17 protein-coding genes are annotated in these 18988 nt (G+C 62.2%); 7 read left to right on the top strand and 10 right to left on the bottom strand.

Annotated elements, in window-relative coordinates; all coding sequences use genetic code 11:
• Nucleotides 1–6 precede the first annotated feature (6 nt).
• A complete protein-coding gene (locus PZN02_RS13120) occupies nucleotides 7–540 on the top strand; it encodes a sigma-70 family RNA polymerase sigma factor (RefSeq protein ID WP_280658417.1) in 534 nt (177 codons plus the stop codon).
• A 1-nt stretch (nucleotide 541) separates the two neighbouring features.
• Entirely contained in the window at nucleotides 542–1180 is a 639-nt protein-coding gene (locus PZN02_RS13115) for an NrsF family protein (RefSeq protein WP_280658416.1), read from the top strand.
• A 19-nt stretch (nucleotides 1181–1199) separates the two neighbouring features.
• Here PZN02_RS13115 and PZN02_RS13110 read toward each other — a convergent pair whose 3' ends face one another.
• The 4 genes from PZN02_RS13110 to PZN02_RS13095 form a co-directional block, all read right to left on the bottom strand.
• Nucleotides 1200–1625 carry a DUF983 domain-containing protein gene (locus PZN02_RS13110; RefSeq protein WP_280658415.1) on the bottom strand — a complete coding sequence of 142 codons (426 nt, stop codon included), beginning with the start codon at nucleotides 1623–1625 and terminating at the stop codon, nucleotides 1200–1202.
• A 202-nt stretch (nucleotides 1626–1827) separates the two neighbouring features.
• Complete coding sequence (locus PZN02_RS13105; RefSeq protein ID WP_280658414.1) at nucleotides 1828–3228, bottom strand: aminotransferase-like domain-containing protein; 1401 nt, start codon at nucleotides 3226–3228, stop codon at nucleotides 1828–1830.
• Nucleotides 3229–3375: 147 nt separating this feature from the next.
• Nucleotides 3376–5379, bottom strand: coding sequence for an acyltransferase family protein (locus tag PZN02_RS13100; RefSeq protein WP_280658413.1), 2004 nt, complete (start codon nucleotides 5377–5379; stop codon nucleotides 3376–3378).
• Nucleotides 5380–5777: 398 nt separating this feature from the next.
• Nucleotides 5778–6530: a pyridoxine 5'-phosphate synthase gene (locus tag PZN02_RS13095; RefSeq protein ID WP_280658412.1), complete on the bottom strand. Its 753-nt coding sequence runs from the start codon at nucleotides 6528–6530 to the stop codon at nucleotides 5778–5780.
• 182 nt (nucleotides 6531–6712) lie between these two features.
• Here PZN02_RS13095 and PZN02_RS13090 point away from each other — a divergent pair, with 182 nt between their 5' ends.
• The 5 genes from PZN02_RS13090 (at nucleotide 6713) to PZN02_RS13070 (ending at nucleotide 10686) form a co-directional block, all read left to right on the top strand.
• Nucleotides 6713–7417, top strand: coding sequence for a DUF899 family protein (locus tag PZN02_RS13090; RefSeq protein ID WP_280658411.1), 705 nt, complete (start codon nucleotides 6713–6715; stop codon nucleotides 7415–7417).
• 239 nt (nucleotides 7418–7656) lie between these two features.
• The gene (locus tag PZN02_RS13085; protein WP_280658410.1) at nucleotides 7657–8760 is read left to right on the top strand and encodes a hypothetical protein; all 1104 of its coding nucleotides are present in this window, start codon (nucleotides 7657–7659) and stop codon (nucleotides 8758–8760) included.
• Nucleotides 8761–9108: 348 nt separating this feature from the next.
• On the top strand, nucleotides 9109–9774 hold the full coding sequence (locus tag PZN02_RS13080) for a MerR family transcriptional regulator (RefSeq protein WP_280658409.1): 666 nt from the start codon (nucleotides 9109–9111) through the stop codon (nucleotides 9772–9774).
• Nucleotides 9775–10070: 296 nt separating this feature from the next.
• Complete coding sequence (locus PZN02_RS13075; protein WP_280658408.1) at nucleotides 10071–10316, top strand: glycine zipper 2TM domain-containing protein; 246 nt, start codon at nucleotides 10071–10073, stop codon at nucleotides 10314–10316.
• 16 nt (nucleotides 10317–10332) lie between these two features.
• Nucleotides 10333–10686, top strand: coding sequence for a CREC-EF hand family protein (locus PZN02_RS13070; protein WP_280658407.1), 354 nt, complete (start codon nucleotides 10333–10335; stop codon nucleotides 10684–10686).
• A gap of 187 nt (nucleotides 10687–10873) precedes the next feature.
• On the opposite strand, the gene PZN02_RS13065 is transcribed toward PZN02_RS13070, so the two are convergent.
• The 6 genes from PZN02_RS13065 to PZN02_RS13040 form a co-directional block, all read right to left on the bottom strand.
• Nucleotides 10874–11734, bottom strand: a complete 861-nt coding sequence (locus PZN02_RS13065; protein ID WP_280658406.1) for an NmrA family NAD(P)-binding protein — start codon at nucleotides 11732–11734, stop codon at nucleotides 10874–10876.
• Nucleotides 11735–11887: 153 nt separating this feature from the next.
• Complete coding sequence (locus tag PZN02_RS13060) at nucleotides 11888–12544, bottom strand: hypothetical protein (protein ID WP_280661484.1); 657 nt, start codon at nucleotides 12542–12544, stop codon at nucleotides 11888–11890.
• The gene (locus PZN02_RS13055; protein WP_280658405.1) at nucleotides 12541–13746 is read right to left on the bottom strand and encodes a gluzincin family metallopeptidase; all 1206 of its coding nucleotides are present in this window, start codon (nucleotides 13744–13746) and stop codon (nucleotides 12541–12543) included. Before PZN02_RS13055 ends, PZN02_RS13060 begins: the two co-directional genes overlap by 4 nt.
• 34 nt (nucleotides 13747–13780) lie before the next feature.
• Nucleotides 13781–14548: a TfuA-like protein gene (locus PZN02_RS13050; protein WP_280658404.1), complete on the bottom strand. Its 768-nt coding sequence runs from the start codon at nucleotides 14546–14548 to the stop codon at nucleotides 13781–13783.
• Nucleotides 14549–14556: 8 nt separating this feature from the next.
• A complete protein-coding gene (locus tag PZN02_RS13045; RefSeq protein ID WP_425336291.1) occupies nucleotides 14557–15789 on the bottom strand; it encodes a YcaO-like family protein in 1233 nt (410 codons plus the stop codon).
• Nucleotides 15779–18874: an ATP-binding protein gene (locus PZN02_RS13040; protein ID WP_280658402.1), complete on the bottom strand. Its 3096-nt coding sequence runs from the start codon at nucleotides 18872–18874 to the stop codon at nucleotides 15779–15781. The genes PZN02_RS13045 and PZN02_RS13040 overlap by 11 nt, the downstream gene beginning before the upstream one ends.
• Nucleotides 18875–18988 lie beyond the last annotated feature (114 nt).

Raw genomic sequence — 18988 nt, 5'->3', positions numbered from 1 at the left:
GCACTCGTGGACGGCGTGGATGAAGGGAGCCTCGCCAGACTTTTCCGTGCGGCGCTCGACGGCGACGAGCGGGCCTATGGCAACTTCCTGCACGAGGCCGCTCGCCTCGTTCGCGCATGGGCGCGCCGCAGGGCGTTCGGCGGTCCGGATCCGGAAGACATCGTTCAGGAAACGCTGCTCGCCATCCATGTGAAGCGCCACACCTGGCGGAGCGACGGTCCGGTGACGCCATGGCTCTACGCGATTGCAAAGCACAAGCTGGTCGATGCCTTGCGGCGGCAAGGCCGCCATCCTCGGGTCGGGATCAGCGAGGTGGAAGACCGGCTAGCCGCCGAGGAAACGGAGACGGTCAGGGATTGGGAAATCGGCCGTGCGCTCGAAACGCTCACTCCCGGCCAGCGTTCGGTGGTGACGGCAATATCGGTCGAGGGGCGCACGATATCGGAAGCGGCCCGGAGCCTCGACATGAATGAAACCGCAGTTCGCGTCGCGCTTCATCGCGGCCTTGCTGCCATCGCCCGGCGATTTGGACGAGACTGACATGCAGACGCACGAACTCATCAAGGCTCTTGCTGCGGACAGCCGGCGAACCGGTGTGGCGATGAACACCGTCTGGTGGGGCGCTGTCCTCGTCGCGATCGTCGTCGCCACGACAATTTTTTTCGCCCTGCTCGGCCCCCGGCCGGATATTGCCATTGCCGCCCAGACGGTCCGTTTTCTCTTCAAGTTCGTGGTGACGATTGCCCTTGCCGCAAGCGCCTTCGCCCTTCTGCGAATGCTGTCGCGTCCGGAGACAGACCCGCGCGGCTTGCTGCCTTATCTAGTCATCGCTCCGGCACTCATCCTGACAGGAGTTGCGATCGAGCTCATCGCCGCACCCGCCGAAACGTGGTCGAGCAGGCTCATCGGGACGAACAGCCTGGTTTGCCTGACCTTCATTCCGTTGATCGGGATCGGCCCGCTGGCGCTGCTTTTGCTCGCGCTGCGCCACGGTGCCCCGTCCCATCCGGCACTGGCCGGTGCGATAGCCGGACTTGCGGCCGGAGGGATCGCCGCAACGTTCTACGCCTCCCATTGCACCGACGATTCACCCCTGTTCGTCGCCACCTGGTACACGATCGCGATCACGATCCTGGCGCTTTTTGGTGCGCTTGGCGGCCGCGTCGCCGCCCGTTGGTGACGCGTCGGCCGCATCGCAATCAGGAGGTAGCGCTTGCCTTTGGCCCTTCCGACGCCTGCGGCAGCGCCTTGCGCACGACCCTGCCCTCTTCCGCCTTGTAGAAGAATTGGCTTGCGACCAGCCAGCCCTTCAGCGGTCTCAGCGGCGGGATGCAGGTGAGAAGCATGAAGGGGCCGGTCGTCAGCAGATGCACCCAAAGCGGCGCGGCATACTGCACCTCCAGCCAGACACCGAGGAAGACGCTCGGCACGCAGGCGAAGCAGATGACGAAAAAGGCCGGGCCGTCGGCCGGATCGGCGAAGGAATAATCAAGGCCACAGACCTCGCATTCCGGGCGGAGCTTCAGAAAGCCTTCGAACAGATGCCCTTGGCCGCAACGCGGGCAGCGGCCGCGCAAACCCGTCTGCAACGGCGGAAGAGCCGGCCAATCTTCGTGTGAAGACATTGTCTTTCCTTTCCAGGGTTTCGTCGGCGGCAAATGCAAGCGCGCAATCGCAGTAAGCGCTCATTGCGCGCCGACATGCCGGATGGCGGACAATATCGCCCCTCGCCGGCTTCTGGAATAGAGAGCCATACAAAGCATACACTGTCAAACTATTGTATGCATACTCGCCTGCGACAATTGCGCCGGATATCGGCGCCATCATTCAGACGACGAAGTTTACCGCAGCCGGCGATTGTACGAGAAGATCGGCGATGATGGCGAGGCTGCGCTCAAGCTCCGCGCGCGTTTCCGCCGCGCCGAGTCCCAGCCGCACCGCCTCCGGCGGATTGGCAAGCGCAAACGCATCGCTTGTGACGATGCTGATCCCGGCCGTACGCAGGCGGGCAGTGAACTCACCGCGTGTCCAGCCGGGGGGCAGCGTCAGCCAAAGGTGAAAGGCCTCAGGATTGGTCAGGACGCGATCGGCCGGCAGGATCTCCGCCGCGATCCGCTGGCGTCGTCCCGCCTCGGCGCGAATGGCGGCAAGCGCGGCATCCGCCGTTCCATCCTCGATCCAGCGGGTGGCGATCGCCGCCGAAAGCGGCGAGGCCATGCCGGCGGTCGCGCGGATCGCTCCCTCGAGGCGAACGGAGCTCACGGCATCCGGGACGACGAGATAGGCGATGCGGAGCGCCGGCGAAAGGCACTTGGCAAGCCCGGCCACGTAATAGACAAGGTCGGGAGCGAGCGCGGCAAGCGGTGGTACGGGGTCAGTCGGCAGCGCGCCATAGGCATCGTCCTCAATGATCGCGACGTCGTGCCTGCGGGCGATTGCGATGACCGCCTCCCTGCGCTTAAGCGACAGTGTCGCCGTCGTCGGATTGTGTAGCGTCGGGTTGCAATAAAGCGCCTTCGGCCGGTGCTTGACGCAGGCGGCCTCGAACGCCTCGGGCAAAAGCCCCTGTTCGTCCACCGCAACGGCAGCAAAGCCAATGCCGAGATGGGCCGCGAGCGACCGCAGTCCCGGATAGGTCAGTGCCTCGGCGCAGATCACGTCGCCGCGCGCGGCAAGCATGCTGACCGTGGCAAGCAGCGCTCCTTGTGCACCGGGGCAGATGAGCAGGCGCTCCGCCGCCACCTCGCCGAGCCTCGGCCGCAGCCATGCCGCCCCTGCCGTTTTATCCGGCAGGGCGCCACCGATTGCCTGGTAGCGCATCAGGAGTTCCAATCCCCGCTCGTCCTCAAGGGCATCGATCCCGCCCCACATCCGGGCGATAAGGTCCGAATCCTCGAAGAGCGGCGGCAGGTTCATGCTCATGTCGACGAGCCCGCCACCACCGAACGATCGGCCGCCATTCTTTCGCCGTGCCTTGACATAGGTGCCCTGCCCGACGCGGCCCTCGATCAGCCCCCGCGCCCGCGCCTCGTTATAGGCACGGCTGACGGTGGTGAAATCGATGCCGAGAGCGCCCGCAAGCGCCCGCTGCGGCGGCAGGCGCGTTCCCTCCTTGAGCCCGCCGGCCGCGATGTCCGCCGCCAACGCATCCGCGATCGACAGATATAGCGGGCCGGCTTCCCTGCTCAGCGCCGGCACCCAGGAAAGACGCGCGTGATCCTTGTCCATCGACGATATCCCATTTTCCACAATGTATGGATATTGCATGGATACCGCATCCAGGGCAAGCGCCAGGGGCGAGCTCCGATCATCGTCGGGATTGCGTGTCGCCGGCATTCCGCCGGCGCCGTCCGGAATTGATGAGCCTAGATCATTTCACCGAGCTAGTGGGGGCGCGAACGGTGGGGCCACGGCATCCTTCATCATCATCGGCACCAAAGTTGTCGAACCGAAAACGCTGAGGTGGTGCTCGTCTGAATAGAGCGGGATACCGTTCTTTGCGACCATGCAAACGGGCCTGCACAGCAGCGGAACAGCACTGACGCGCTGCACGCCGGCATCCCTGTCCGCAATTTCAAGCACCCGGTTGACACGCGCGGTACGCGCCTCGATCACGGCTCGCGTCGGGACTGGCGGCAAGGCGGCATCGATGAAGTGGTTAAGGCCGAGAACGCGAGGAACGGACCAGCCGATATCCGGGATATCATCGACAATGATGACCTTTCGGCCAGTGCTGCGGATCGCTCGGACGGTCTTCAGCAACGCGCTCTCGAAGAGTGCATACTCCTGCTCGGGGCCGTTTTCGCTGCCACCCTTGCGGACGAGCTGCGGCTCGGGGCCGCTTCTTTCACCGGTGGGATCGCTATTGACTATACGAGACCAGCGCGCGCTGAGGACGACCACGGGCGAGTCGCGGCGCTTCCGGAGCATCGACATGACCGCAGCGTTGAAGTCGGAGCAATCGTGGTCCGGCCCTTTGTCCTGCCGTTCCACGCCAAGAAGTGGCGGGCACCCGCCCTTGAACGCAACCGCGCCCTGTTTGTTGCTTCTCTCAAGCAAAACGTCGAGTCCGGACATGATTGCTCCGGCATGGGAATCCCCCCAGAGCAGGATGCTGTTCTTGCCGCTTGCAGCGCCGGCCTCCGCCCCGATGCGGCACAGGCCCTCCTGCGGTGTTTTGCCGCCACAGCGATCGCGTTGCCCGTCAATGTCGAAGGTGCCGGAATAGGCCAGCCGCGCATCGCGCGAGAGGCGACCCGGAAACCCTTCCCACACATTCACCGTGGCCGCCACCACCGCGACGGCAGCAATGGCGGCCGAAGAAGAGGCAAGAATGAAGCGGCTCGTAAATCCGTTCGGCGCCCGGCGGCGGAACGGGGTTTCGATGAACCGCCAACTCGCGTAGGCGCATGCAAGCGACAGAACGATGGCGGCCAGCATCTGCTGCGGAGTAATTTCCAACGTGCCGCCCACCAATTTGAAATAGACGATGATCGGCCAGTGCCAAAGATAAAGCGAATAGGAGATCAGTCCGATCGCCACCGGTATCGAACCGGACAGCATCCGGCCGGCCACCGTTATCCTCTGCTCGCCTGACCACAGCAGCGCCAGGGCGCCGAAAGCGGGCAGCACCGCGGCGAGCCCCGGTAACAGCGTCGTACTATCGAAGAACGCCACCGCCGCCAGGATCGCGCCCAACCCGAGCAGCGACGCCGCCTGGGCAAGCCTTGCACTGCGACAGACCGGAAATGCGCCGACGGCAAGGAGCACGCCGAGCCCAAGTTCCCAGGCCCGCGTTGGCGCCAGGTAGAAGTTCGCCCGCGGGTATGCGCCGCTTGCCCAGACGGAAAGCAAGAACGACGCGAGACACAAGCCGGCGAACGCCCCAATCATGGCCCGTCTCGGCAACCGAAAGAGCCACCACAAGACCAGCGGAAAGACGATATAGAATTGCTCCTCGACACCCAAGGACCAGGTGTGAAGCAGCGGTTCGAGATCCGCATCCGGGGCGAAATAGTCCGCGTTCGCGTACCAGAACCAGATATTAGACGAGAAGAAGATTGCCGCCAGCGCGGAACGCGCCAGCCCGACAAACATGTCCGGCAGCAGCAGCACCGCTCCCGCCACAAGGCAGGCAGCAATCGCGAAGAAAAGCGCCGGCAATATTCGTCGCGCTCGCCGCTCATAAAACGAGATCAGCGAGAAGCGCCCTGCTGCAAGCTCTCGATGGAGAATTCCGGCAATGAGAAAACCCGAAACTACAAAGAATACGTCTACGCCAACCAAACCACCGGAAAAACCAGGAACTCCAGCATGGCAGAGTACTACCGACATCACGGCGATGGCTCGCACGCCGTCAATATCCCTGCGGTATTCCACTTTAACGCCCCCCAACAGAGCGGGCTTAAATGAATTGGGTACGCAAGATTTGGGTATTCAAAATCAGGGCGCTGTCTATACGCCGGCTTTTGGACACATTTGTGAAACGGGCACCCTTAAATACGGTTGAGCCGTTTTTCGACCGACGCTCCCGTGCCCGGACCGCCACGTGCGGCGTCCATTCAGGCGTACAACGGGCGCTGGAACACCTTGAATTCCCACAGTGATTTTTCCCGTGAGCGGCCCCGGGTCGGAGACTATTGAGCCGCTCGGCGTCCCGAAGGATGCGGCACCAGCGGCTCTTCAAAATTCTGTTACCGCTCGGCTCTCATGCATGTCGCCCAAAAGTGTGCAGCGGTTTTGGGACAACGACATGCACAAACCAAGGATGTAAAGGGCTAGATCGCCTCACCGCAGGCGCGGCGGAAGCGGCGCACCGTCTCCGCCATGCCATATTCCAGCGCGTCCGCCGTCAGGCCATGGCCGATAGAAACCTCGGTGAGCGCCGGGATGTGCTTCGCCAGCAACGGCAGGTTGGCGACGGTCAGGTCGTGGCCGGCATTGACGGCGAGGCCGAGACCAAGCGCGATCTCCGCGGTGCGGCCGAGTTCTGCGGCGATCTGTTCGGCCTTCTCGGGGTCATCGTAACAGCCACCATAGGGACCGGTATAAAGCTCGATCCGGTCCGCCCCGGTTTCCTTTGCGATCTTCAACGCCTCCGGATCCGGATCACCATCGGCGAACAACGAAACGCGGAAGCCCCTTTTCTTAAGCCGCCCGACCACATTCCCAAGCAGGTTGTGGTTCTTGCGAAAATCCCAGCCGTGATCCGAGGTCGCCTGCGCCGGATCGTCCGGCACCAGCGTCACCTGCTCCGGTTCATGCCGCTCGACCAGTTGAAGAAAATCCTCGTTCGGGAAGCCCTCCATGTTGAATTCCGCCTGCGGAAACTCGTCGTCGATCAGGTCGCGGATAGGCTGGAGGTCGGAGAAGCGGATATGGCGCTGGTCCGGGCGCGGGTGAACGGTCAGCCCGCTCGCTCCCGCCTGAAGCGCAATGCGGCCGAGGCCGGTCACGGACGGCCAGGGAAGATCGCGCCGGTTGCGCAGCATCGCGACGGCATTCAGATTCACGGACAGTTTTGCGGGCATCTCGAAACTTTCACGGTGGCGGGCGACATCATCGATGCCGCTGTTCTACCCCAGATTTTGTAAAACCGGAATCGCCGTTTTGTATCGTTACGTCCGCCTTTTTTGACATGACGAAATTATGTTGATATCAACGTTAATCAGGCAGGATGAAGGTAAATCGCAGAGAGCGAGAGGAGGCGATCATGACGACCACACTCATCCCGGCGACGGAGCTGGCGGCGAGGAACCACGCCAGCTTTCCCAACGAAAGCGACGAGTACCGACGAGCGCGCAACGCGCTTCTCGCGGAGGAAATCGAGCTCAGGCGTCATATCGAGCGCGTGGCCGAGTTGCGCCGGCAATTGCCGCCGGGCGGCGAAGTTACCAAGGACTATCGTTTTGAGGGCGAGAACGGGCCCGTCACGCTTGCCGATCTTTTCGGCGGCAAGGACACGCTCATCATCTATAGCTACATGTTCGGCCCGAAGCGCGACAAACCCTGCCCCATGTGCACCTCGCTGATGGGAGCATGGGAGCGCAAGGTCCCGGATATAGAGCAGCGCGTCGCGCTCGCCCTGGTTGCCCGCTCACCGATCGAGCGGCTGGTGGCTGCGAAGAAGGACCGCGGGTGGACCCAGCTCAAGGTCTACTCCGACGGAGACGGCGCCTTCACCCGCGACTATGTCAGCGCCGAGGATGCGGATGTCCCCGGCTACACGGTCTTCACCCGCCGCGACGGCACCATCCGCCATTTCTGGAGCGCTGAAATGAACGACAAGATGGCCGACCCCGGCCAGGACCCGCGCGACGCACCGGACCTCGACCCGCTGTGGACCCTTCTCGACACCACGCCCGAAGGCCGCGGCAAGGATTGGTATCCGAAGCTCGCATACCCCAACGGTGGGTGAAAAGTCCCGCGGCCGCCCTCGAGCTCGGCTGGCGATCGGCAGCGCTCTCCCATCACACGCGACGGGAGAGCGCGGTCCTGCCGGCCGGCTGCGGGCGTGAGTCGCGTATTGCAGAAAAAGTACGATTAATGGTCATCGAACCTGACAACCGCCATTTTTGGGCTTAAGCTTCGAATCAGATTTAGGTTGTTTCTTCCCGGCAATCTCGGTTCCGGCCTGTATCCTTTGGAGCTACATCGATGACGCCAGCCGAAAGGCCCTGCGACGAGACGATCCGGCTGGGGCTCCGCCGGGTTCTCGACAGCCGCAGCTTTCGGCGGTCCGAAAGGTTGCGCGCTTTCCTCGCCTATGTCGTCGAGAAGGAAATGATCGGCGAAGGCGCACAACTCAAGGGATATTCGATCGGCGTCGACGTCTTCGGCCGAGACCAGAGCTTCAATGCCGACGGCGACCCACTTGTCCGCGTCCACGCCGGCAAGTTGCGCAAGCTGCTCAAGACCTTCTACGACACCGAAGGCGCCGGCGAGAAGTGGCAGATCACCATCCCGAAGGGAACCTACGTACCGGAGTATCGCCGCGTCCATGTCGCCGACGCCGGCGCGGGTTCGGGCCGACAGGAAAAGAGCGCCGGGCGGTCGTTATCGGGGCGCCGCGCGCCCTGGCAGCCGGCTCCCTTCTCTTCTCCCTGGGCGGTGCTCAGCGTGTTGCCGCTGCTCCTCTTCGCCCCCCTGCCCTCGCCCGAAATGACGCTGGATATCGACGCGGAGGCCAAGCTCGTCGCGGGTCCCATGGCGGCCATCCGCGGTCTGCCATCCGTCCGCGTCAGCGTAACCGGCCCCGAACACAAGGGCACCAGACATTTTGCAAAGGCGCTGCGCGAGGCCGCACTTCACCATAAGACCCTTGCCAAGGCGGTCGAGGGCGAAGGCGCCCCCGCCTCCAGCGATCAGGCTCTCTCTTTCTCGCTTAATCTCACCTGGTACGACGCCCCGGCGGCGGGCATCCGCGTCACGCTCTCGCATGACGGTGAAGGCATTCCGCTGCGAAGCGACTTCATCACTGCGGAACGGCTGGCGAGCGAGCAGGACATTCTCTACGAGAGCACCTCGCTTGCCGCACAGCTTTTTGCGCTCGACGGCGAGATCTACGCCCACGCCGCCGCCGAGAAGGTTCAGAGCACGCTCATGGAATGCATGACTGCGACGGCGCACTACCGTCGGCTGCTCACGCGCGACAGCTTCCAGAAAGCCTGGGACTGCCAGCAGAAGCTCGGTCCGCTCAAGGGCGACGAGCCCTTCTTCATCATTTCCGCCAACAGCCCGCTCAAGGTCATCGGCCACTAGGCTCCGACGGCGCCTGCTCTGAACGCGCGTTTTCCCGGCAATATAAGGACTGTTCATTTGCGTGATTCGCACTTACCGTGAGTGCGTGCGTTGGATTTCATGCCGGGTTGCTCACTGGAGCACCGCGCGTTCAGGCGAATGCGTGACGGGGCTCCAGCTAACGGACCTGCGGCGTCAGGTTTTCGTCGCAGACATGCACATTGGTCAGCAGTAGCCGTGCTTGCGCACGGATGTGCCCCACGAGCAGCAGGTGTCGAGGTCGGCGATCGGCCGGACGCTTGGGTGGAGGAAACGGCCTCCGCCACAGGGACCGGCGGATTGCGTCGCTCGGAACGGGGGACATTGGAAATGTCGCAGGATTCCAGGAAACAGGCGGACGACCCCTTCGGCTTTCTGCCGCAACTGCCCTTACCCTACCATGGTCCGGACGACCGGCTCGCTATCGCTGAGATGGCGGAGGTTTTCGGGGTGACGCACCGGACATTGCATTTCTATGAAGAGAAAGGCTTGCTGACCGCTGCGCGGATGGGGCCGATGCGCGTTTATGGCGAGGACCATATCCGCCGCATGGCAGTGATAAATGCCTGCCGTGAGATCGACATGCCGATCGCCGCGATCCAGGAACTGATGGCGGCACTCGATCGCGCCGAAAGCCAGGCGCGCGCAGACGAATTGTTCGACGCCGCCTTGCAGGCCCGTCGCCGCGAACTCGCTGCCCAGCAATCGATCCTGCGCCGTCAGATGCAAAAAATCGCCGAGCTGCTCGAAGCGAGATCTGCGGAGGGCGAAGACGGTCCGACGGCAGCGGAACATGTTCACCTGTCGCCGATCGAGTCCGATTGCCTCGGCTTCATGGCCGAAGGCTATCCGGCCTCCCGCATAGCCGGACTAATGGACATGGACCTGACCGCGGCCCTCACGCTGGAATCCGGGATCATCCGCAAGTTCGGCGCGCACAATCGCTTTCAGGCCGTCGCCAAGGCCGTTCTCGCCGGCCTGATCGCATCGGAATAGAGATCGAACGAAAACGCCAACGCTGACCACAGACCGATACGGCCTGTCGCAATATTTGACGAGCAGAACAGGCCCGCGCAGTTGTCATCGCTCCCGCACAGCGGTAGTATTTTGCCCGCAGCCGTGTACGTCTTTGTCGACGGCCTGCATGTCTTGTCAGCGATATGCTTCTGATCGAGCAGAAGAGCCTCTCGAAATTTGAGAGCCATATTCAGAAGCTTATTTCCATCCGACGCCAGTAAATGGCGTGTCCGCCGATCTTTATTGAATTCGGTCGGATATACTTGGAGGAAAAAATGAGCAAGCTCACGACAATTCTCATTCTCGCAGGCGGCCTCGCCTTGTCTGGCTGCCAATCGGCTGCGACGACAGGATCGACCGGACGCGCTGGCGAGTTCGGCTGCATTGCCGGTACGGTCGGCGGCGCGGTCGTTGGCGGTCTGGTCGGCTCGACCATTGGCGCCGGAACCGGCCAGCTCTGGGCTGTTGGCACCGGCGCTACGCTGGGCGCGGCAGGCGGCAACGCCTTGACCTGCTATTGATGCGAAGGGCGGGACGATGAAACGGATAGTGCTACTAACCGCATTCGCACTCTCACAGGCCGTTGTGGCCGCCGCGCAGAATCGACCGGCGGCCATGAACCAGGGTCAAATGGATCAGCTCGACCGCAACAGGAATGGTGCGGTCGACCAGTCCGAGTACGAGTCCTTCATGACCTCGGCCTTCGTAAGCCTGGACAAGAACAAGGACGGCAGCCTGCGCAGAGAAGAAGTTGGCCAAATTCTGAACGCGCAACAATTTGCCGCCACTGACGCCAACCGCGACGGCAGGCTCACGCAAAACGAGTTCCTGACCAGGGTCATGGCCGACTTCAAGGCCGCCGACCGCAGTCGCGACGGCAATCTGCAGTAGGACGCCCCGGCAAACGGCCTGCGGCGTCGTGCGCTTGAAAAACACGCACGGTGCTGTGCAGTGTCGCGTAACACTTTGAGCTGCTGTGTGATCTCCATGCGCGATCCAGACGGTGCCTGGCCAGGATCGCGATGGTCAGGCTTGAACGATTCCTGCCGTTGTTAGAGATACGGCTCTGCAGCAAGCATCAAAGCGCTCTCCCTGACTCCGCCTTGCGAAGAAAACTTTCGAAATCCTCCGCGGGCCTTCCCGCCAAACGCTCGAAATCCGGGAAAACGGTTCCATAACGTCCCTCGGAAATCGATCTGCACAACGATGAAAAGGCATGCGGCCAGGGATCGGGCATCTCGGCCCAGAGGCGTTCGAGATAGTCGGCCGGCGCAGAGGGAACGTAGCGCATCTCTGTTCCGAACGCGGTGCTTGCGGCCGTCGCGATCTCCTCGAAGCAATACGCCTTCGGTCCGGTGAGGTGGTAAAGGCTGGCGGGTGTTTCCAAGGCCGCTACGGTCGCGAGCGCCTCGGCGATGTCATCGCGCGAGATCGGCGCAACCAGAGCTTCAGCGACTGGCAGGGCGAGCTCCCCCGTGGCGCGGGCCGGATGGAGCCAGCTAGAGAGGATAAAATCCGCGTAGAGACCACAGCGCAGAATCGTCGCCCCTGCCCCGCGGGCGGCAAGCCGACGCTCGGCGTCGCGATAGACGGGCGTGAAATAGAAGGTCGAGGCCGCGTCGATGTCGACGATGCTCGTAAAGACGATGTGCCCGACCCCGGCATCGGCCGCGGCATCGATGACGTTCGCGTGCTGGCGCATCACGGCCCGCGCGTCGCCGTCGCTGGCAACGAAGACGAGCCGGTCGATACCCTCAAAGGCCCGCTCGAGGCTCGCCCGGTCGTCATAATTGGCGATCCGTATCGGCACGCCGGCGGCGCCAACCTCGGCCGCCCTGCCGACATTGCGCACCATCGCGGAAACGGAATGCCCCCTTTCGGAAAGCCGCTTCAGCACGGCCCCGCCGACATAACCCGAGGCTCCCGTCACAAGCATCATGATCGCTTCTTGGACAATTCCAGGAAAGTGCGTAACGGTTCCCGTCCATAATTGCCTGGTTCTTATGACACTACCATCTTCCCGCGGCGGCAACGCCGCGCGGCGCAGGCCGACAATTATCGCCGTATCATGCGGTTTGCCAAGGCATGCTCGTCAGTCGCGATGACGCTGCGGCGCCAAGTTCATGGATTGCGCGTAGGCCAGCGGCGAGCGGCTCCCCGGCATGTTCTCGTCCAAGACCAGCGTCTTCAGTTCATCTGCGCGAACGTCAAGGACGATGGCGCGCTCAAGTTTGTCGATCGACCAGACGGCATAGCCGAATGTCGGATCATATCCGCAATCGCCGTCTTTAACGAGTGACGGCGCGTCCGACAGGCACATGATCTGCGGCTTCGGCAGCTTGTAGCAATGCCCCTCATAGGCATAACCATATATCACGCCGATACTCTCTATAACGCCATCCTCCACGTTGAGGCTGATTGGGAGAAAATGAAAATAATCTCCATCAAATACAGCGACAGTTATTCCATCATCGACGACGCCAGCGCTTTTTTTAAGGTGATTCAAAATTTGTTCGACAAGCTTATTAATTTGATCGATGATATCTTTGCTTCCACCTAATGTTTCAACATTTCCATACAATTCATCCAATAACTTTTTTATCTTTTCGTCTGCAACGTCTTTCTTATACGATTCCGCCGGCCTGCCATATAATCTAAGATCGCCAGGCTTGTAGGATTTATAGTCGATTTTATCCCTTAATTTTGACATGTCTTTTCCAACAACTGGATGAAAACAACAATCGCTCATCTCCATCTCCTATCCATTCCTGTTGAAGTAATAATCTCACGCCATGCGAAATTGGATTCCAGCAGTTCGGCAGTTGCCCCGCCTGCAGCGGCCATCATGGCGTATGCCGCCTGATCGAGCCGCAGCGTGTTCGGATCGAGTGTCCGCAGCGCGACCGCGACCGCTTGGCCAACTGCATCGCGTGCAGCGGTCAGCGCCAACCTGAAGATCATCGGTTTGACCTGGAAGGCATCCGCTGTCATCTGGCGGAATCGGTCGAAATCGTCCTGCTCCAAATCTCGAACATCGATATCCACAAGCCGTATGTCGGCGCAGTCGCGCGCAACCAGTTCCCGATGATAAAGTTCGACGATGGTGTCGAAGATGGCGCCAACGAACGGAAGTGCTCGGTCATGCACGTTACGCGTCGTGTCGGATACGCGGCGAAAATTGGTGGCGAGACGGATCTGGGTCTCCGGGCTCGTTTCCGCAAAGCGGTTGAGTTCATTGTAAAGCAGCAGATTGCCTCGGGTTCGCCGCAGCAACCGGTCGATGGCGGAGTCGAAGTGCAGGAATGAGATCAGCGACACCACGTCCGAAAAAGCTTCCGAGAATGGAAAGAAGTCGTCCCCTTGTGATGGGGCCGTCGGGATCCCTGTCTCGGAAAGTAGGATAAGGTGGCCGACCTCATGGGCGATCGCGTCGAAATTCAACGCGTAAGGCCGCCTTATGCCATCGATATCGGAACACCCGAGTTCCAGGAAGCCGTAGCCCGCCTGTGCGTTGTCCCAGTTTACGAAGGCGACGATCTCGAGCCTCGGAAAGGTTTGGCTGAAGAACCAGCGGATGGGGCGGCCTAGATAGCTCTGCCAAATGTCGAGAACGAAATGCACGCAGGCATAGGCGTGCACTCCAAGAAATGCCCTCGAGTCAGGCAGCAGATTGTCGAAATGACGATCCGGACCGGGCGTTGGTGGAGCACGCTTTGGTCCGCCAAACGGCGGGAGTTGATTGAAGCTGTACGGCTGCTTGTCAAGGATCGGATCGACCACATACATGGTCGGGTCGCTCGGCCCCTCGCCGATTTCGTCGCGCGGTATCGAAAGCCACACGCGGTCCGGCTGCTCGTAGCCGGGAATGAACGGCGGCTGGGGATATATCCAGAAGCGCGTGCCAAGACGCGCGCTTGCCGATTCGAGGGCATCGTCGCCAAGCAGACGCATTGCACAATTGCCCCCTCGATGGAAAATCCGGCAATTACAGATTCAATTTATAAGTGTTCGCTAAATTTGAGTCAATGCCACCAGCCTCCAGATCGCGGATGAAGGTGTTCGTCGCAACCCAGTCGGCGGGGCCACGCGCCTCCGGGCATTGTAGCGCAAGGGCCGGCGCGCGATGCAGCGCAAGGAGTGCGTCGCGTTTCTTCTGCCCCACGATTTCGCTTCGCAGTTTCTTCGCCTGGTCGCCCCGCCATCCGGCGGCTCGCAGCACCGCGTCAAGAGAGCGTTCCCGGAAGTTCGTCTTTCGCGCGATCGTTGTGAGCAGATCACGCTCGGCGGCCCCGATTAGATCGCGGCGCATCAGGCTCGATAACGTTCGCTGGAGATCGACAAGCGAGTCCGTCAGGGGTGGAAAGCCGAGCTCGGCAGGGCCTGAATGAACGGCAACCGCATCGTCGGGCGCCAACCGCCAGCGCCGATACCATCGATAGATCAGGCCGACGCCGATCATGCCGAACGCATCGAGCTCCGCTGCCCGGAGCGCTCCCATGCTGGCGGCACCGATCATTACAATGCCTTGCGCCATTGCCCATAGAATTTCCTTGTGCCGGACCGCAGGCCGGTCCTCGAATTGTCCGTCGATCAGAACCATCGCGCGCGGATGAAATGCATGGGCGGCAAGCAGGATGTCGCCTTGTGCGGCCGGCTGCAGATAGATGGCGTCGAGCACCGCCTCCGCTTCCGCGAGCCTCAGCGTCGGGCCAAGAAACACCAGGATCGGGCCTTGATTGCTTGTATCGGTCATCGCCGCCCTCATCGCAGAATGGAAAAGGGCGTGGCTCCCGGCAGGATGACCCTCACGCATTGCACGCCCATTTCGTCGTCCGCGCCCACCGGCACCGCCAGTATAGGGCCGAGCCCCGCCGCCAGCACCCTCTCGATGAGCGTGGCAAGATCGGTAACCATGGGCGCCTCGCCCGAAACATTTCGCATCGAGGACGCTCCTTCGATAATGAGCTGACGCGCTTGGGAAACGATTGCGTCCATGCTTCTTCGATAGTGCGTTCGGGTCTGGTCATCGCGCGCGCCCGAAATCGCGCCGGCGCGGGCCGAGAGCGCCTCGAGCATCGCGCTCGCCGCGGCTGCCGCAACGCTTGGACCGGCGGCATAGCCCTCGGTCGGCAGCGCCAGGATCGGTTCGCCCGGCCCCGTTTCGATCGACTGGCACCAGACGACCGGAACACCGGTTGACGAGGGCGCCAGCCACAGACCGAACGACACGCCGCACGCGCCAGCAGCGGATCGGATGTGCTCGACCCGGTCCCCCAGGCCCGAGGGCGCGATCCGCATCCGGTCGAAGAAGCCATGCGTGGCGAAGGCACGCGCGATCGCGTCACGCTCGATGCATTCGAACAGCCCGTGCAGGAATGCGCCGTAGGCCAAAGTATGACAGGCAAGACCGGTGGTCGTGCGTGTGAACAGGCCGTCACCGGCGGGCGGCGGCTCGGTATAGCGAGCATGGACAAGCTCAAGGGGAACCGGCCGGGCGGCTCCGGTGGTGATGTCGATCCCGGTGATCCAATGGATTTCCCTCTTCCGCCAGTTCGTTCCGGCCCCTGGTACCAGAAGATTTTCAAACAGACCTTCCGCCAGTCCGAGGTCGTCGGCAGTGGCGCGGAAAACGCGCTCTGCTGGAATGGACTCGGCGAAGAACCGCTCAAGCGATTCCATGATCGCCCCCACTGCCGCCTCTGTCATAGAGAGGCCGCGCCCGAGAGACGTCACTTCCGAGAGCGCTGCAGGCCGGATCGCCTGAACGACCGGAAAGCCGATCCGGTCAAGCCCGGTCAGATCCGCGACCCGCGTTATCCGTGCTTGTCGACAAATCGGCAGAACCGTCCGAAAGCACTGTTCCAACTGCTCCGGTCCGGCACGCGCCGACAGGGGGGCTCTCAGGCGGGAAAGGATCGCGTTCCGAAACTCGTGAAGCGCCGGACCAGAATGCCGTCGGCCACTTGGCCACCGCTCTTCGGGTTCAGCGTTCAATGTCAATGCCAAGCTCCCGCATTGAGCGTCGCGCCCGCTCGACAAGGGCCTTTGCGCCCTGGCGTTCCGCGATTTCGAGGGCCGACCGCAAGTCGGCTGCGACGATATCCTTCGCGGCATTGCCTCGCGCGCGAAGGACGGCACGGCATCGATAGAGCTCGGCCAGCCAATAGGCGTGGTGCGTTTCGTTGGCCTTCTCGATCGCCTCGTTGGCGACGTCGATCGCCGCCTGGTATTTCTGGGCCAGGCCAAGCATCGTGGCGTGCATATAGAGATAAATCGGAAGGTCTATAACGGCACCGAGCTGCTTTAGAAGCGAGAGCCCGTCTTGAAATGTCCTATGACCGCTCGCCAGATTTTCGAGGTTCGCGCGAGCCCAACCTTCGAAAAGTAGCGACATACCCGTCAGGGATTGCATCTCGTGCTTCCTGGCAAATTCTGCCATTCGTCGTGAAACATCGATGAGGCGCTCGAAATCGTCCCGATAGAAAGCTGACACCGCTTCCGTATCAAGCGAATGCGCCTTGCTTGGCGCATGCTCAATCCTGTCGACAAAGGCGATCATTTCCGATAGCGCCGCATCCGACGCCTTCTGCTGTCCGGTCAGCCACAATGAGAGCGCCAGTTGCCCGAGGCCGCAAACTTTCGCGTCATGCCCCCCATAGAGCGTCCGGCCCGTCTTCGCCGACTGCTCATCGTAGAGCGTCAAACCCGCTTCGATCGCTTCCTGGGTCTCGTGATGATGGCCAAGATTGAAGTCGATGGCCCAGATGCAATGGTTGATCTGGAGCCGGATTTCCGGATCTTCGGTCTCTGCCAGCATCGTCTGCACCTGCAAGGCGCGGTCGTGCATGACACGAAAATCCGCTCCGGTGAACCACCAGCCCCAATAGATCGGAAACCACTTGGATTGGTCCTCCATCGGCTGCCGGCGAGCAATCTCCACGCCATCCTCATAAAGCTTGCGCGCAGGCGGCGAGTTCAGCCCCACCAGCCCGGTCAGGATCGGCCCAAGTGCGGTCAGCGCCGAAAGCTGCAGCGGCTCGACCTTGTGCCCGTCGCCCAGCCGCTCGGAGAGCGCCAAGGCGTGTTCGAGATATTGGCGCGCCTCGACCATCGCCGAGCGGCTCGAGCTCTCCTTTCCCGCCGCGATGAACAGCTCGATCGCGTTTTCGAGAAGCCCTGCCCGTTCCGCATGCTCGGCGAGCTCGCCGGTGTCGATCCAGGCTGCCACCTGGTGGTCCTGACTGACGGCACCGAAAAGGCGGCGATGCAATGTCTGCCGCTGCTTGCGCAACAGTGCGTTGTAGATCGTCTCCTGGATCAGCACGTGGCGAAAGCCGTAGGCGATGCGCCCCGGCGCCCTGATGCGTATCAAGAATCCGGTCTCGCAGAGGGTATCGGCCGCACTTGCCAGCGCCCTCTTACTGAAATCCGGCAAGAGCGCGTGCAGCAATGGCAGCGTGAACTGAGAGCCCGCAATCGCTCCCGCTCGCGCCACATCCCGGGCGGGCCCCAGATGCTGGAGACGCGCGTCAAGGATGCTCTCGAAGGCCGAGACGTGACTGGGCTTGACGGTTTCCGAGAGGTTCATCGTGTCGGCGCCCACATTCTGCGACGCCCATTGGCAGATCTCTTCGATGAACAGGGGAACGCCGCCCGATATTCTTTCCGTCACATCGAAAAGGTCGGGAAGCATGGCGAGCCTGTGCTCGGGCCATCTCGCCCTGATCGCCAGCCGCGTGTCGTCGCGATCGAGCGCGTGGAGAGTAATACGCTTCGGATTTGCCGCATCGAGCCAGTGCGCCGGGCTCCCCGCCGGTTGGTGTCCCGTCGCCTGCGATCGCGGGCGCGAGGTGACAACAAGGAGGATCGGAAGCTCGTGCAGAACCTGTGCGGCTTCCGCCAGCAGGTCCTGCGAGGTGGGGTCGATCCAGTGCACATCCTCGACCACGACGACGACCGGGCCGTTTCGGCAGGCCGCTTTCAGTGCGCGGAGCAGGGCCTGATGCGCCTTTTCGCGGACCGCCTTCGGATCGCTGCCCGATAAAAACTCGTTTGCCCCCTTCGCTCCGAGCAGATAGGCGAAGACGTCCGTGGCTTCCGCATCGTAAATCCCGTTCCGTTCGAAGAGGTTTGCCACCGCTGCCGCCGTCAGCTGCCCGCCGGCTTCCGAGATGTCGCCGGGGAAACTGTTGCGCAACGGATGCAGCGTCGAGCGGAGCCCGCCTGGAAGGCACTGGAAGAAAAACAGCTTGGACCGCCGGTCGCGCGTCTTGCGGCGAACCTCCCGCAACAGGCGGGACTTGCCGATGCCAGCCTCCCCCTCGATCAGCACCACTTCGCCTTTACCGGCAACCACACCCTCCCAGACACTGGCGATCGCAGCCAGCTCGCTTTCGCGTCCGATGAACGGACCGCCGAGCCTTCCATAGGCGTAAAATCGATTGACCTCGATCTTGTGCCCGAGCGCGCGCCACACCTTTTCCGGCTCGGAAAACCCCTTGAGCAACTTGCTGCCCTGGAACACGAAGGCGTGCGATCGGCCCGCCAGATTGCGCGTGTCCTCTGAAACCAGAACGCTGTCCGGCTCGGCGATGGCCTCCAGGCGGGCCGCCATCGCGAGCGCCGCGCCCGTGACGGCTTCCTGCGTCCAGTTCTCCATCTTCGCCTCGGTGACGAGCGCGACCGACGTCGCGACGCCGACCCGAACGTGCAAATCGTCACGTCCGGCCTCATGGCCGACACGCCTGCAGCCGTCGATGATGCCCAGCCCGGCGCGGATGGCGAGCGATGCCGCATCTTTTGCATCGAGTTCGATCGGAAACAGCGCCACGCCGCCGTCGCCCGCCTCGTGCTGGATGATACCGGAATGAGAGGCGATCGATTGCCTCGCCGCAGCCGCAAAGGCGGTCATCAGTTCCTGGTAGTCTTCGATGTCCATACGTTGGAAGAGGTCGGTCGAGCCGACGAGATCGTAGCAGAGCGCGGTTACGATGCGCCGCTCGCTGTCATGCCCGGATGAGCCGCGCCCTGCGCGCTTGGTCAATCGTCGTGGTGTGTTGTTCCGGCTCTCGCGAAGCATGCACCAATCCCCGCCCCTGCCGTCGTGCGACTGTCCCGTCGCGCTACGGTCGCTGCAATGCCCTGAATTGCTGCATGATCTCGTCCATGATCAGAGTCCGATCGAGCAACCATG

The sequence above is a fragment of the Sinorhizobium garamanticum genome (assembly GCF_029892065.1).
In the GTDB taxonomy this organism is placed as follows: domain Bacteria; phylum Pseudomonadota; class Alphaproteobacteria; order Rhizobiales; family Rhizobiaceae; genus Sinorhizobium; species Sinorhizobium garamanticum.
The sequence above is the reverse complement of the archived record's forward strand: the minus strand, read 5'-3'. Positions and strand labels throughout refer to the sequence as shown.

Excerpts from the sequence above, each read along its gene's own strand:
- PZN02_RS13115 (WP_280658416.1), top strand. The coding sequence starts at position 542 with ATGCAGACGCACGAACTCATCAAGGCTCTTGCTGCGGACAGCCGGCGA.
- PZN02_RS13110 (WP_280658415.1), bottom strand. The coding sequence starts at position 1,625 with ATGTCTTCACACGAAGATTGGCCGGCTCTTCCGCCGTTGCAGACGGGT.
- PZN02_RS13105 (WP_280658414.1), bottom strand. The coding sequence starts at position 3,228 with ATGGACAAGGATCACGCGCGTCTTTCCTGGGTGCCGGCGCTGAGCAGG.
- PZN02_RS13095 (WP_280658412.1), bottom strand. The coding sequence starts at position 6,530 with ATGCCCGCAAAACTGTCCGTGAATCTGAATGCCGTCGCGATGCTGCGC.
- PZN02_RS13090 (WP_280658411.1), top strand. The coding sequence starts at position 6,713 with ATGACGACCACACTCATCCCGGCGACGGAGCTGGCGGCGAGGAACCAC.
- PZN02_RS13085 (WP_280658410.1), top strand. The coding sequence starts at position 7,657 with ATGACGCCAGCCGAAAGGCCCTGCGACGAGACGATCCGGCTGGGGCTC.
- PZN02_RS13080 (WP_280658409.1), top strand. The coding sequence starts at position 9,109 with ATGTCGCAGGATTCCAGGAAACAGGCGGACGACCCCTTCGGCTTTCTG.
- PZN02_RS13075 (WP_280658408.1), top strand. The coding sequence starts at position 10,071 with ATGAGCAAGCTCACGACAATTCTCATTCTCGCAGGCGGCCTCGCCTTG.
- PZN02_RS13070 (WP_280658407.1), top strand. The coding sequence starts at position 10,333 with ATGAAACGGATAGTGCTACTAACCGCATTCGCACTCTCACAGGCCGTT.
- PZN02_RS13065 (WP_280658406.1), bottom strand. The coding sequence starts at position 11,734 with ATGATGCTTGTGACGGGAGCCTCGGGTTATGTCGGCGGGGCCGTGCTG.
- PZN02_RS13060 (WP_280661484.1), bottom strand. The coding sequence starts at position 12,544 with ATGAGCGATTGTTGTTTTCATCCAGTTGTTGGAAAAGACATGTCAAAA.
- PZN02_RS13055 (WP_280658405.1), bottom strand. The coding sequence starts at position 13,746 with ATGCGTCTGCTTGGCGACGATGCCCTCGAATCGGCAAGCGCGCGTCTT.
- PZN02_RS13050 (WP_280658404.1), bottom strand. The coding sequence starts at position 14,548 with ATGACCGATACAAGCAATCAAGGCCCGATCCTGGTGTTTCTTGGCCCG.
- PZN02_RS13040 (WP_280658402.1), bottom strand. The coding sequence starts at position 18,874 with ATGCTTCGCGAGAGCCGGAACAACACACCACGACGATTGACCAAGCGC.